The sequence below is a fragment of the Micromonospora sp. CA-246542 genome, from assembly GCF_050942905.1.
Lineage (GTDB): Bacteria > Actinomycetota > Actinomycetes > Mycobacteriales > Micromonosporaceae > Micromonospora.
The window spans coordinates 4,305,100-4,318,241 of the sequence record NZ_CP192040.1 but is presented as its reverse complement, the minus strand read 5'-3'; the positions used below and the strand labels follow the sequence as shown (position 1 = coordinate 4,318,241).

The window sequence follows — 13,142 nt, the reverse complement described above, 5'->3', positions numbered from 1 at the left end:
CGTCCGATCGACGGAGACCCTCGTGATCATGGCTTTGCTGCTCGACCTCGCCAACATCGTCGGCGGCTTCCTGCTCGCCATCGCCGTGCTGCGGTTGCTGCCGCGCGTCGGTGACGACCTGGGCCGCCTCGCCGGTCGGGTGGCGCCGATCGCGTGGGTGGTCGGGCTCGTGGCGCTGGTGACCGGCGGCTACTACCTGATCGTCCACCTGGTGTCCGGCCCCCGGGTGTTCCACTTCGAGGTGGTCGGGATCGGTGTCGGCCTGGCCCTGTTGTGGGGCCGCCTGACCGGTCGTCCGACGTCGGGCGTCGAGCAGTCGGACGGCGCGACCGGAGTCCGCCTGTTGCTCGCGATCTTCGGCCTGATCGCGATCGTCGTCGGCATCCAGGGGTTGTTCACCCCGGACGGCTGATCGTTTTCCCTACACCCCTTACTGAGGAGACCTCCATGTCCGCCCAGGCATTTCTCTACATCATCGCCGTCATCCTGATCGTGCTCGCGGCCCTGCCCCTGCCCACCCGGGGCATCTCGTTCGCGCTGCTCGGCGCCGCCTGCGCGCTGCTCGCCTACGCCTGGCCGGTGATCACCAACTGACCCCCGCGTGGTGGACAGCCGGTGGCCGGGAGCGCGAGGCGTTCCCGGCCACCGGTGGTCAGAGCGGCCGGCCGAAGTGGCGGGTGAGCGCGGCACGCAGGGTGTCGGCGTCCCCGGCCGACCAGGCGACGAAGCAGTCGGGGCGGACGAGCAGCCCGGTCGCGGTCGTGCCCTCCAGGTGGCCGGTGACCACGTCCACCCGGTCCCGCCAGGGTGCCGCGACCTCGGCCCAGGCGCCCGTTGAGTCCAGCAACAGCGGCCGGGCGCCGCGGGTCAGCTCGGCGAGGCGTACGACGCCCCGGTCGTCGTGGACGACCACGTCGGGGGCGGACCGGCCGGCCATCGGGTCGGCGGGATCGGCGGGGTAGCGGATGTCCGCGCCGGACATCAGCGCCGCGATGTGCCCGGTCACCTCCGGTATCCGCAGTAGTTCGGCGAAGAGTTCCCGCAGCCCGGTGATCTCCTCGCCGGGACCGATCAGCGCCGACTGCGCCTCGGTGGACATGACGACCCGCTCGGCGACCGGGCGACGTTCGGTCTCGTACGTGTCGAGCAGGTCCTCCGGCGCCCAGCCGCGCACCGTGGCGGCGAGCTTCCACCCCAGGTTCACGGCGTCCTGAAGGCCCAGGTTGAGGCCGGGGCCACCGATCGCGGGGTGCACGTGCGCGGCGTCGCCGACCAGCAGCACCCGGCCGGCGCGGTAGCGGGCGGCGATCCGGGTGTTGCGACCGGTCAGCCGGCGGAGCAGGCCGGGGCCGTCGGGTGGACCGAGAGGGACGTCGACGCCGAGCACCCGGGTGACGCTGGCGCGCAGCTCGGCCAGGCTCATCGGGGTCTCGTCGCTCGTCGGCGCGTCGGGCCACTCCGTGGTGCTGACCAGCGCCGGCCGGCCGGGGAACGGGGCCCAGGCGATCAGGCCGCGCGGCGTACGGGTGTGCAGGAACGGCGGCACGATCCCGTAGCCGGGGGCGAGGAGGCCGCCCGTCTCGGGGTCGAGGGACGACGCGGGGACGGTCACCGTCGCGGTACGGGAGACCGACCGGTCGTTGGTGACGCCGGGGAAGTCGATGCCGGCGGTACGGCGTACCCGGCTGCGGCCGCCGTCCGCGCCGACGACGAAGCGGGAGGTCAGCCGCGTACCGTCGGCGAGGTCGACCTCGACCGCGTCGGGCCGTTGGCGCAGGTCGACGACCTCGTGGCCGCGGCGCAGGTCGACGCCGAGTTCGGCGGCGCGGGCGGCGAGGGCGGCTTCGAGCTGGGCCTGCGGCACGCCGAGCACGTAGTGCGGGTTGTCCGTGAGCATCGTGAGGTCCAGCGGGAACGCGCCGAAGGTGAAGGCGGGTTGCGGGGACGGCGGGTTGCTGTCGCCGCTGAGGCGCGCGTACAGGCCGCGCCGGTCGAGGAGGCGGACGACCTGGCCGACGAGGCCGTTGGCGCGGGGTTCGCCGCCGGGCGTCGGATGGCGTTCGAGGACGACGGGGTGGACACCGGCGAGGGCCAGTTCGCAGGCGAGCATCAGGCCGTTCGGGCCGGCGCCGACGATGAGGACGTCGATCACGGTCGTGATCCCTTCGGGGCGTGCGTCGTCGCCACGGCGGGCGCGGTGTACGACCGGCCCGCCGCGGGGTGTGACGCGGCTGAGGATGGTGGGTGAGGGGTGCCCGGGTGCGGGCCGGCGCGTCAGCGGGGCGGCGCGGGGAGGCCGGCGGCGACCTGGGTGAAGGCGTCGGTGATGAGGTGCTCGATCGGGGTGGGCGGGTCGGCGCTGTCGAGGTAGTGCCGCATGGCGACGGCGACGGCCGCGCTGGCGGCGGCCGCGACGAGCCTCGGGTACATGTCGGTGGCGAGGTCGGTCCCGGTGCGTTCGGCGACCGCGTTGGCCAACTCGGCCTCGGCGGTCGCGACGGCGCGCAGGCGCTCGCCCTGGAGGGCGGGCTCGGCGAGCATGGTGCGGACGCCGGCCACCCACTGGGCGTGTGCGGGGAGGGCATCGCCTCGACCTCGGGGCCGCGCGTGAACTGTGCCAGCGCGGCCTGGGTGAGCGCCTCCCACAGCGGCTCGTCGGCGGGACGTTCGCGCAGCGCGGCGGCGGTGCGCAGGCTGCGGTCGAGGTGGCGGGAGGCGATGGCCTCGGCCTTGCTGGAGAAGTAGTTGTTGAAGGTGCGCGGGGAGACGCCGGCCGCCTCGGCGATGTCCTCGACGCGGACGTTGTCGTAGCCGCGCTCGGCGGTGAGGTGGATGGCGGCCCAGCCGAGCGCCGCCCGCGTCTCGGCCTTCTTGCGCTCCCGCAGCCCCGTCATGCCACCACCCTAGCACTTCTTGCGTGGCACGCAAAGATGCGTGCCACGCAACTAACTGCCGAGCCGATTTGTCGCCTCCGCGTACCCCGATGTTCGGCATCAGGTCGACTGAGATCGATAGAGTGCGCCGACCGCCACCGACGGCGGTTCTCATGTGTGCGAAGGGGAGTCGATGTCGACGACAACACGCCGCCCAGTCCGCGCCCTCGGTGCTCTCGCGGCCGCGATCGCGCTGGTGGCGGCCCTGCTGCCGGCCACACCGGCGGCCGCCGCGACCACGGCGTTGCGGGCGGCGACGCTGAACATCTACACCGGGTTGAGCCAGGCCGACTTCGCGCACGACCTGAACCTGATCGCGTCCCGGGCCGACCTCGTCGGTCTCAACGAGGTCGGCAACCGCAAGGACTTCCTGGAGAACTGGGCCGCCGACAACGGATGGTGGTTGTACGCGCCGGGCGGCACCAACCAGGCCGGCGAGGCGCTGATCGCCCGCAAGAGCATGTTCGACGTACGGGACAAGGGCTCGATCTTCGTATGTGACACCAACGGCCCGGGTGAGGTGCCGCCCGCGCGGTACAACAACTGGGTCACGTACCGCCACAAGGCCAGCGGCCGGACCGTGACACACATCAACGCCCACGCGGTGGCCGGCATCGAGGACGTCGGCCGGCCGGAGGACCTGCCGCGCACCCGGTGCGCCGAGGCGCAGTTCCAGGGCCTCAAGGACCTGGCGGTCGACAAGCAGGGCGGAGGCCAGGTCATCGTGAGCGGTGACCTCAACGTCGACTTCAGCGCCGACCGCGCCTTCGGGTACGCGAAGTTCCCGTGGCGGGTCTTCGAGGCCAACGAGCTGCCCAACCTGCGCTCCAACTACAACCTGTACGGCGAGAAGGGCACCGGTACGCACGGCAACCGGCACATCGACTACATCTACTTCTGGAAGCGGCTGCCCGAGTACCAGCTCATGTGGATGACCGGCTACGACATCGTCGGCGGCACCGCGTCCGACCACAACGGCGTCGTCGCCACGTTCACCATCCAGACCTGACCCGCCGGGGGATACCCTGCCTGCGGTGCAGGAAGGCCGGACAGGAGGTGCCGCGATGACGGCAGGGCGGGCGTTGCCGACCCAGGAGGACGTGCTCGGGTACTTCGACAGGCTGTCGAACTGGGGCCGGTGGGGCGACGACGACGAGCGCGGCACGCTGAACCACATCACCGACGACGTCCGGCTGGCGGCGGCGCGGGCCGTACGCCACGGCAGGAGTGTGTCCTGTGCGTGGGAGGTCGCCGTACCGGGGGAGATGGAGCGGTCGACGACGACGTGCCCGTACGCGGTGGAGATGCCGGGCGCCGAGAACATGCCGGCCGCCTTCCACGCCGACCGGCGGTGGGGCTTCTCGTCCGAGCGGCTGGGCATCACGTTCCACGGCAACACCATCACCCACCTCGATTCGCCGTGCCACATCTTCTGGGACGGCGCGATGTACAACGGGCGGTCGCACTCGTTCGTCGACGAGGCGACGGGCTCGGCGTGGGCGGCCGTCACGGCGGCGGCGGACGGCATCGTCACCCGCGGCGTCCTGCTGGACGTCGCCCGGGTCCGCGACGTCCCCTGGTGGGAACCGGGCCAGGGGGTGTTCCCCGACGACCTCGAAGAGGCCGAGCGCCGCCAGGGCGTACGGGTCGGCGTCGGCGACGCGGTGCTCCTGCGTACCGGTCACGGGCGGTTCCGGCGCGAGGGTCGCGCGGCCAACGGATTCGCGCAGACCGGTTGGCACGCGTCCTGTCTGCCGTGGCTCCATGAGCGCGGCGTCGCGCTGATCGGCGCCGACTCCCCGCAGGACGTCCAGCCCTCGGGGTACGACGACGTGCTGATGCCCGTGCACGCCGTCGGCCTCGTCGCGATGGGTCTCTGGCTGCTCGACAACTGCGACCTGGAGGCGTGCGCGACGACCGCCGCCGAACTCGGCCAGTGGGACTTCCAGCTCGCCGTCGCACCGGTCCGCCTCGCCGGCACGTCCGGTAGCCCGGTCAACCCGATCGCCACGTTCTGACCGGTACGCGGGGACCGGAGATCGGCCGGCACCTGCGGCGCTCATTGCGGCTGCGCGAGTTTGGCGTCGAGCGCTCCGGTGTCGGCCTCGCCGAGCGAGGTGAGGATGTCCCGCGCCCGCTGCCACGCCAGGCGGGCCGACGGGGCGTCGCCGGCGGCCAGGTGAGCGTCGCCGAGACTCACCAGGGCGTCCGCCTCCAACCGGCGGTGACCGATCTCGCGGCGCAGGCGGACGGCGTGCCCGTAGCAGGTGACCGCGTCGGTGAACGCGTCGAGCTGAAGGTGCGACTGCCCGAGGCTGCCCCAGGTGATCGCCTGCCCGAGCACGTTCTCCGCCGACGTGAACAGGGCCAGCGCCTGCTGGCAGCTCTCGATCGCGGCGTGGTGGTCGCCGAGCTGGCCCTGGGACCAGCCCACCGCGTTCAGCGCGAAGGCCTGGCCGGTGACGTGGCCGGCCTGCCGGTGCAGCCGCAGCGCCTCACGGGCGTGGCCGAGGGCCAACTCGGGCTCGCCCGTCTGGTCGCGGATCCAGCCGAGGTTCAGCTCGACGCGGGCCTGCCCGGCGAGGTCGTCCAGCCGCCGGTACCGGTCGTACGCCAGCTCCAGGTGGCGCTGGGCGTCCGCGTACCGGTGCAGCGCGATGCCGGCGAAGCCGAGCACCCCGTGGGCGTACGCCTCGGCCCGGTCGTCGGCCAGCCGGACGGCCGCCGACAACGCCGCCCGCAGGCTGCCGGTCCAGTCTTCCCAGTAGCCGCGCTGGTTGAGATAGGTGGTGATCGCCCAGGCGAGGTGGCAGGTGTGCCGGTCGAAACCGTGGTCGGCGGCCAGCCGCAGCGCCGAGAGCAGCACCGGGTGCTCGTCGGTGAACCACGCCAGTGCCGCGTCGCGGTCGGCCAGCGGCACCGGCGCGACCCCCGGCCCCGGCGGGTCGATCGGCAGTCGGTCCCGCTGCGAATAGAGCAGTTCGTCGGCGGCGTACGCGACGCCGAGGTAGTGGTCGAGCAGCCGGGTACGGGCGGCGTGACGGTCCGCCTCGCCGTCCTCGGCCGCCGTCAGCTCGGCGGCGTACGCGCGCAGCAGGTCGTGGTACGTGAACCGGCCGGGCCGGTGCTCGCTGAGCAGGTGGGCCCGGGTCAGCTCGGTCAGGTGGCGGTGGGCCCGCGCGGGCGTGATCCCGGCGAGGCTGGCCGCCGCCGCGACGGCGAAGTCCGGGCCCGGATGCACGCTCAGCAGCCGGAACAGCCCGGCGGTGGCCGGGTCGAGCGTCCGGTACGACCAGGACATGACCAGCCGCAGGTCGGTGACGGGTTCACCGCCGTCGAAGGCGTCGAGGCGATCGGCCTCCGGGCGCAGGTGCGCCGCCAGGTCCATCAACCGGAACCCACTGTGGATCGCCGCGCGGGCGGCCACGACCGACAGCGCCAGCGGCAGCCCGGCGGACGCGCCGACGATGGCGTCGACGGCCTCGGGCTCGGCGGCCACCCGTTGTGCGCCGAGGCGTCGGGTCAGCAGCTCGCGGGACTCGGCCCCGGACATGACGTCCAGGGTGACCGGATGGGCGCCGTTCACGCTGACCAGGCCCAGGAACTGGTGGCGGCTGGTGACGAGGACGAAGCAGCCCGGCGCTCCCGGCAGCAGCGGGCGTACCTGGTCGGCTTCGCCGGCATTGTCCAGCACGACGAGCACCCGTCGGCCGGCCAGCAGGCTCCGGTACCGGGCGACCTGCTCGTCCAGCCCGGTCGACGGGCGGGCCGCCGGTCCCGCGAGAGCGTTGACGAACCCGGCGAGCGCCGTGCTCGGACTGAGCGGGACGCCGCCCGGGTCGAAGCCACGCAGGTTGACGTAGAGCTGGCCGTCGGGGAAGTGCGTGGCGACGCGGTGCGCCCAGTGCGCCGCGAGCGCGGTCTTGCCCACCCCGGCGGTGCCGGAGACGATCGCGAGCCCCATCGCGGTCGGCTGGTCCACCGACCGGGCCAGGATCTCGTCGAGGCGGGCCAGCGCGCCCTCGCGGCCGACAAAGCCGAAACCGTCCGCCGGCAACTGCGCCGGAACGCCACTCGACGGGGGCGGGGTGGGCGCCCCGGCGAGGAAACGGTCCCGCCTCGACCCCTGTAGGCCGAAGGCGTCGGCGAGCAACAGCATCGTCGCGGGACGCGGTCGGGCGATCCGCCCCGCCTCCAGGTCCCGAAGGTGACGGACCGACAGCCCGGTCTTCGCGGCCAGATCCTCCTGGGTCAACGCGCTGCTGCGCCGAAGCTCCTGCACGGCCTCCCCGAACACGCGATCACCGTATCGACGGTGCTGAGCGTGGACAATCGGCCATCCGACGTACGATCCGGCACGCCCCGCGCCGTGCCGTGGCACGACCGCACGGGTACGGTTTCGATGCCCGACAAACGCCGGGGCGGCAGCGGCCGGCCCGGCGGCGACGGACGGTGGAGGGAGCGACGGTGACGCAGCCGAGAGCACTCGTGGTCCGAGGCGGATGGGAGGGGCACCAGCCGGTCAAGGCCACCGAGCTGTTCATCCCCTTCCTCGAACGCAACGGCTACGCGGTACGGGTCGAGGAGTCGACGGAGATCTACGCCGATGCCGACGAGCTGGCCGGCACCGACCTGATCGTGCAGTGCATGACGATGTCGGAGATCACCTCGGCCCAGGTGGCCGGGCTCGCCGCGGCGGTCGTCGCCGGCACGGGCTTCACCGGCTGGCACGGCGGCATCGTGGACGCGTTCCGCGCCTCGGCGGAGTACCTGCACCTGGTGGGCGGCCAGTTCGCCACCCATCCGGGCAAGGAGCCGTGCGAGCGCCACGGTGGGGAGGAGGACAACTTCCTGCCGCACACCGTGCGCGTCACCGACCTCGGCCGGGAGCACCCCATCACCGCCGGCATCGAGGACTTCGACCTGGTCAGCGAGCAGTACTGGGTGCTGCACGACGACCTCATCGACGTCCTGGCCGTCACCACCCACCCCACGCGGGAGTGGCATCCGTGGCACCGGCCGGTCACCTCGCCGGCGATCTGGACCCGCCGCTGGGGCGCGGGCCGCGTCGTCGTGACGACTCCGGGCCACAACCTCGACGTGCTGGAGCACCCGTCCGTACGTACCGTCATCGAGAGGGGGATGGTGTGGGCGACCCGCACGGCGTCGGCATCGTAGGTCTCGGGGTCATCTCCCGCGCGTACCTGGACACCCTCGCGCACCACCCCGCGGTGCGGATCGCCGCGCTGGCCGACCTCGACGCGTCCCGGTCGGCCGCGGCGGCGGCCACGGTCCCCGGCAGCGCGGCGATGAGCGTCGAGCGCCTGCTCGCCCACCCGGACGTGGACACGGTGCTCAACCTGACGATCCCCGCGGCGCACGCCGAGGTCTCCCGCGCCGCGATCGACGCCGGCAAGAACGTGTACGTCGAGAAGCCGCTCGCCGTGACGTTCCCGGACGGCCGCTCGATCGTCGAACGCGCCGCCTCGGCGGGCGTCCACATCGGATGCGCGCCGGACACCGTCCTGGGCACGGGCACGCAGACGGCGCGTGCGGCGATCGACGACGGCCTGATCGGCCGCCCGATGTCGGCGACGGCCGTCATGGTCACGGCCGGTCACGAGCGCTGGCACCCACACCCGGACTTCTACTACACCCCCGGCGGTGGCCCCCTGTTCGACATGGGGCCGTACTACATCTCGGCGCTCGTGCACCTGCTCGGGCCGGTCCGCGCGGTGGTCGGGGCCGCCAGCCGCCTGCGATCCGAGCGCGTCATCGGTTCGGGCCCACGCGCCGGCGAACACATCCCGGTGCGGGTGGACACCCACGTCACCGGCGTCCTCGAACACGTCGACGGCGCGCTCTCCACCATCACCACGAGCTTCGACGGCATCGCGACGACCGCCGCGCCCATCGAGGTCCACGGGGAGACCGGCACGCTCGCCGTACCGGACCCGAACTACTTCGACGGCGAGGTCCGCCACTTCGCGCTCGGCGGCGACGAGTGGCGTGCCCTCCAGGCGCGCGCCGGGTACGCCGGGAGCGGCCGGGGGATCGGCCTGCTCGACTTCGTCCTGGCCGATGACCAGCGTGCGCCCCGCGCCGGTGGCGACGTCGCCCTGCACGTCCTCGAGACGATGACCGCGCTGCTGGAGTCGGCGGCGCAGGGCCGCCGGATCGAGCTGACGACGACGCCGCGACGGCCCGTGCCCGTGCCGCTTACCCCGGCGACGCAGTGGAAGGGCGTCGGATAGCCATGCTCCGGGGCTGGCACGGCTGGTTCGGCACCTTCACCGGCGTCGCCCTCGTCACGGTGGTCGTCCTGCCGCTGGCCGCGCTGGCGGTGTGGGCCCTGGCGCGTCGTCGGCGTGCCGCCGGTGACCCGCACGCGTGGCGCAAGTCGGTGGCGGAGGTCGGCATCGTCTACGGGACGGTGCCGTGGGTCTGGATGATCCTCCTGCCGGGGTCGGCGGCCGGCGTCGTCGCCGGTCGGGTGAACCTCGTGCCGCTACGCGATCTGATCACGATCGTCGTCGATGGTGGCCCGTCGAGGGCGACGGGCCAGATCGTCGGCAATCTGCTGGTGTTCGCGGCGCTGGGGTTCTTCGGCCCGCTGCGGTTCGCGGCGTTGACGTCGGTGCGCCGGGTTCTGCTGCTCGGGGCGGGCTGCTCGGTCCTGGTGGAGGCCGCGCAGTACGTCCTGCGGCTCGACCGGGTGTCCTCGGTGGACGACGTGCTGCTCAACGCCGCCGGTGCGGGTCTGGCCGCGCTGGCGTCGCGACGCTGGTGGACGTCCGTACCGGCGGACGCGGTCGCGCGGCGGCCGTCAGATGGTGATGACGACCTTGGCCCGCGCGTGTTCGCCCTCGACGTACCGGATGGCGTCGGGCACCTCGTGCAGCGGGTACGTCCGGTCGACGACCGGTGTGAGCCGGCCGGCCTCGACGTGGGCGCGGAGCGTGTCGAGGTGCTGCCGGCTCGGCGTCGTGGTGAGCGTGACGACGCGCTGCCGGACCAGCGGCGCGAGTAGTCGTCCGCGCGCGATCAGCCACACCGGCCCGACGAGGCTGCCGCCGCCGTACACGCCCCCGCCGGAGAGCACCAGCGTCCCGGTCGGTGTCAGCGCGCGCCGCAGGTCGGTGAGGGAGCGGTTGCCGACCAGGTCGAGCACGACGTCGTGTCGGCGTGAGCCGTCGGCGAAGTCGTCCCGGCGGTAGTCGACGACGTCGTCGGCGCCGAGCGAGCGGACCAGGTCGACGTTGCGGGTGCTGCACACCCCGGTCACGGTCGCGCCGAGCGCCTTGCCCAGTTGCACCGCGAGGGTGCCGACGCCGCCCGAGGCCCCGTTCACGAGCAGGCGCTGACCGGGCTCGACCCGCCCGACGTCGCACAGTCCCCGGAGCGCCGTGATGCCGGCCAGCGGCAGGGCCGCCGCCTGCTGGGGGTCAGGTTCGTCGGCATGGGCGCGACCTGCGTCTGGGGCACGCACGCGTACTCGGCGAACGCGCCGTTGGCGTCGCCGAGGTCGCCGAAGACCGCGTCACCCACCCGGAGGTCGCGCACGTCGGCCCCGACGGCCTCGACGCGGCCGGCGATGTCCCGACCGCGGATGCGTGCGCGGGGCCGCGACAGGCCCATCGCCAACCGCGCCATCCGGGGATCGCCGCGCATGGCGTGCCAGTCGTACGCGTTGAGCGAGGCGGCCGCGACCCGGACGAGCACGTCGTTCGGGGCGGGCGTCGGCGTGGCGACGTCGCCGAGGACGAGGGTTTCCGGGCCGCCGTACCGGTCCTGCACGATCGCCTTCATGGGTCCTCCCTGAAGTGTACGGTGTACACCAACGGTAGGTGTACGCCGTATACCTGTCAATGGTGGTTATCGTTCAACAACCGCCGGACAGGACGAGGACGAGATGGTCGAGCAGGCTGAGACGCTGCGCCGCGCGCCGCTGAGCAGGGACCGCATTCTGCGGGCGGCCGTCGCGCTCGCCGACGGGACCGGCATCGAATCGCTCAGCATGCGCAATCTCGCCCAGGACCTGGGCGTCGTGCCGATGGCTCTCTACAAGCACGTGGCCAACAAGGACGAACTGCTCGACGGCATGATCGACGTGATCGTCGGCCAGATCGACCCGCCCGAGCGCGACACCACCTGGAAGGACGCCATCCGCCGGCGCATCCTCTCGGCGCGGGCGGTGCTGCGCCGGCACCCCTGGGCGCCGCTGGCGATCGAGTCGCGGACGATGGCGACGCCGGCCGTCCTGGCCTACCTCGACTCGGTGGTCGGCACCCTCCGGGCCGGTGGGTTCTCCGCGAACCTCGCACACCACGTCATGCACACGATGGGCAGCCGGGTTCTGGGCTTCAGCCAGGAGCTGTTCGACGACTCCCGCCGCGCCGGTCGGTCCGGAGCAGCCAGCCCCGAACCCGCCGCGGCGATGCCGCCGGAGTTCGCCGCCCGGTTCCCGCACCTGGCGGAGATCGCCACCGCCGCATCCCACGACGACGAGTCGGTCGTGGGGCAGGGCTGCGATGACCAGTTCGAGTTCGAGTTCGCGCTCGACCTGTTGCTGGACGGCATCGAACGGCTGCACGAGCAGGGCTGGGCGTCACCGCGACGACCCCGGTGACGCCGTTTCTTCACCCCGATGTCACCGGTGGACCCCACGGCTGACGCTTCGGTGTTCGTCGGTGCGGGTTGGCTGTCGGCCGTCGCACTGTCTTGATCAGGAGCTGATCCGCGTGCCTTCCTCCCGTCGTACCTTCCTCGCCGGCGGCGCCGCCGCCGGTGTGGGCCTCGCCGTCGCCGGTGGCCTGCCGTCCCTGGCGCAGGCCAGCCCCGCCCGACCGCACTCGCCGGCCCCGGGCGGTCGCGTTCCCTTCCCGCCGCTGGTGGACGACCCCAAGGGGATCCTGGCCCTGCCCAAGGGCTTCCGCTACACGATCGTCACCCGGACCGGCGTCACCCGCCTCGACCGTGGTCAGGGCGTGACCCCGGCGGACCACGACGGCATGGCCGTCTACGACGCCGGACGCGGCCGTTACACGCTGATCCAGAATCACGAGATCGACCCGGGCGCCGAGTTCGGCGTACCGCACGTCAAGGGCACCGTCTACGACCCGGGCGCCGTCGACGCCGGTGGCTGCACGGTGATCACGACCGACGTCGCGGGCCGCAACCTCGGCGAGTTCGTCGCCCTCTCCGGCACCATCTCCAACTGCGCGGGCGGCCCGACCCCGTGGGGCACCTGGCTGACCTGCGAGGAGACCGAGGACCGCGCCGGCGACAGGTGGGAGGAGGGCGACCGCTCCGGCGTCTACGCCAAGGACCACGGGTACGTCTTCGAGGTCTGGGCCGACGGCAGCGCCGACCCGCGGCCGATCAAGTGTCTGGGTCGCTACTCCCACGAGGCGCTGGCGATCGACCGGGACCGCACCCACGTCTACCTCTCCGAGGACGCCGACGAGCCCAACGGCCTCTTCTACCGCTGGTCCGCGCCGCGCGGCGTGAAGCTGGGGCCCGGTGTGCTGACCCGCCTCGCGCCGGACGCCGGTGTCCTCGCCGCGATGCAGATCATCATGGACGACGGTTCCGTGCTGCCGGACGTCGCCTACCTGACCTCCGCCCAGCTCGGCCGCCCGTTCCCGGTCCGGTGGATCGAGGTGCCGGACCGCGACGCGCGGCACACCTCCGTACGCGAGCAGTTCGCCGACGGTCAGGTCACCCGTGGTCGCAAGTTCGAGGGCGTCTGGAGCACCGACGAGGGCGTGTATGTCGTCAACTCCTACGCGTGGGACGAGGGCGACCTGCCGGCCGACGCGGCGCCGCACGACGGCATGGTCTGGTTCTACAGCTTCAAGGACCAGACCATCCAGCTCGTGACGTACTTCCCGCACCAGGCCGCCGCCGAGGAGGGGACGCCGGTCAGGTACACCGACATCACCTTCGACGGCCCGGACAACGTGACGGTCACCCCGTGGGGGAGCCTGGTGCTCGCCGAGGACGGCAAGGGCGCCTCGCACGTGCTCAGCACCATCCCGGGCGGGCCGACGTACGCGATCGCCCGTAACCAGCTCAACGACTCGGAGTTCTGCGGCCCGACCTTCAGCGCCGACGGCAAGGTGCTGTTCGTCAACATGCAGGACCCGGGCCTGACCCTGGCGATCACCGGCCCGTGGGAGAAGTACCTGGGCTGACGACGTGCGCGAC

The 13,142-nt window shown here is 72.8% G+C and carries 11 protein-coding genes and 3 pseudogenes; 9 read left to right on the top strand and 5 right to left on the bottom strand.

The window, feature by feature from the left end:
- Positions 1-28 precede the first annotated feature (28 nt).
- Together ACQP0N_RS20230 and ACQP0N_RS20225 are read left to right on the top strand one after the other, a co-directional pair.
- A complete protein-coding gene (locus tag ACQP0N_RS20230; protein ID WP_433112984.1) occupies positions 29-412 on the top strand; it encodes a hypothetical protein in 384 nt (127 codons plus the stop codon).
- A gap of 35 nt (positions 413-447) precedes the next feature.
- Positions 448-594 (top strand): hypothetical protein, encoded by a 147-nt coding sequence (locus ACQP0N_RS20225; RefSeq protein WP_355048005.1) that lies wholly within the window; start codon positions 448-450, stop codon positions 592-594.
- Between the two features lie 58 nt (positions 595-652).
- Here the strand turns inward: ACQP0N_RS20225 and ACQP0N_RS20220 are convergent, their stop codons facing one another.
- From ACQP0N_RS20220 to ACQP0N_RS20210, 3 genes and pseudogenes are all read right to left on the bottom strand, one after another.
- The gene (locus ACQP0N_RS20220) at positions 653-2,152 is read right to left on the bottom strand and encodes an FAD-dependent monooxygenase (protein WP_433112981.1); all 1,500 of its coding nucleotides are present in this window, start codon (positions 2,150-2,152) and stop codon (positions 653-655) included.
- Between the two features lie 122 nt (positions 2,153-2,274).
- A complete protein-coding gene (locus tag ACQP0N_RS20215) occupies positions 2,275-2,559 on the bottom strand; it encodes a hypothetical protein (RefSeq protein WP_433112978.1) in 285 nt (94 codons plus the stop codon).
- A 218-nt stretch (positions 2,560-2,777) separates the two neighbouring features.
- Positions 2,778-2,894 (bottom strand): annotated as a pseudogene (locus ACQP0N_RS20210) (TetR family transcriptional regulator); the annotation flags it as partial.
- A gap of 172 nt (positions 2,895-3,066) precedes the next feature.
- Here ACQP0N_RS20210 and ACQP0N_RS20205 point away from each other — a divergent pair.
- Both ACQP0N_RS20205 and ACQP0N_RS20200 read left to right on the top strand, forming a co-directional pair.
- Positions 3,067-3,942 (top strand): endonuclease/exonuclease/phosphatase family protein, encoded by an 876-nt coding sequence (locus tag ACQP0N_RS20205; RefSeq protein ID WP_433112976.1) that lies wholly within the window; start codon positions 3,067-3,069, stop codon positions 3,940-3,942.
- 55 nt (positions 3,943-3,997) lie between these two features.
- Positions 3,998-4,951 (top strand): cyclase family protein, encoded by a 954-nt coding sequence (locus ACQP0N_RS20200; RefSeq protein ID WP_433112973.1) that lies wholly within the window; start codon positions 3,998-4,000, stop codon positions 4,949-4,951.
- Positions 4,952-4,992: 41 nt separating this feature from the next.
- Here the strand turns inward: ACQP0N_RS20200 and ACQP0N_RS20195 are convergent, their stop codons facing one another.
- Entirely contained in the window at positions 4,993-7,230 is a 2,238-nt protein-coding gene (locus tag ACQP0N_RS20195; RefSeq protein WP_433112970.1) for an ATP-binding protein, read from the bottom strand.
- Positions 7,231-7,400: 170 nt separating this feature from the next.
- Here ACQP0N_RS20195 and ACQP0N_RS20190 point away from each other — a divergent pair, with 170 nt between their 5' ends.
- The 3 genes and pseudogenes from ACQP0N_RS20190 to ACQP0N_RS20180 all read left to right on the top strand — a co-directional run.
- Positions 7,401-8,111, top strand: a complete 711-nt coding sequence (locus tag ACQP0N_RS20190) for a ThuA domain-containing protein (RefSeq protein ID WP_433112967.1) — start codon at positions 7,401-7,403, stop codon at positions 8,109-8,111.
- Positions 8,081-9,187, top strand: coding sequence for a Gfo/Idh/MocA family protein (locus tag ACQP0N_RS20185; protein WP_433112964.1), 1,107 nt, complete (start codon positions 8,081-8,083; stop codon positions 9,185-9,187). Before ACQP0N_RS20190 ends, ACQP0N_RS20185 begins: the two co-directional genes overlap by 31 nt.
- Before the next feature lie 2 nt (positions 9,188-9,189).
- Positions 9,190-9,648, top strand: a pseudogene (locus tag ACQP0N_RS20180) (VanZ family protein); the annotation flags it as partial.
- A gap of 111 nt (positions 9,649-9,759) precedes the next feature.
- Here the strand turns inward: ACQP0N_RS20180 and ACQP0N_RS20175 are convergent.
- Positions 9,760-10,742, bottom strand: a pseudogene (locus tag ACQP0N_RS20175) (NAD(P)-dependent alcohol dehydrogenase).
- A gap of 103 nt (positions 10,743-10,845) precedes the next feature.
- Here ACQP0N_RS20175 and ACQP0N_RS20170 point away from each other — a divergent pair.
- Positions 10,846-11,562 (top strand): TetR/AcrR family transcriptional regulator, encoded by a 717-nt coding sequence (locus tag ACQP0N_RS20170; RefSeq protein ID WP_433112961.1) that lies wholly within the window; start codon positions 10,846-10,848, stop codon positions 11,560-11,562.
- A gap of 112 nt (positions 11,563-11,674) precedes the next feature.
- Positions 11,675-13,129 carry an alkaline phosphatase PhoX gene (locus ACQP0N_RS20165; RefSeq protein ID WP_433112958.1) on the top strand — a complete coding sequence of 485 codons (1,455 nt, stop codon included), beginning with the start codon at positions 11,675-11,677 and terminating at the stop codon, positions 13,127-13,129.
- Positions 13,130-13,142 lie beyond the last annotated feature (13 nt).

Coding starts and splice junctions, on each gene's coding strand:
- ACQP0N_RS20205 (WP_433112976.1), top strand. CDS start 3,067: ATGTCGACGACAACACGCCGCCCAGTCCGCGCCCTCGGTGCTCTCGCG.
- ACQP0N_RS20225 (WP_355048005.1), top strand. CDS start 448: ATGTCCGCCCAGGCATTTCTCTACATCATCGCCGTCATCCTGATCGTG.
- ACQP0N_RS20200 (WP_433112973.1), top strand. CDS start 3,998: ATGACGGCAGGGCGGGCGTTGCCGACCCAGGAGGACGTGCTCGGGTAC.
- ACQP0N_RS20170 (WP_433112961.1), top strand. CDS start 10,846: ATGGTCGAGCAGGCTGAGACGCTGCGCCGCGCGCCGCTGAGCAGGGAC.
- ACQP0N_RS20230 (WP_433112984.1), top strand. CDS start 29: ATGGCTTTGCTGCTCGACCTCGCCAACATCGTCGGCGGCTTCCTGCTC.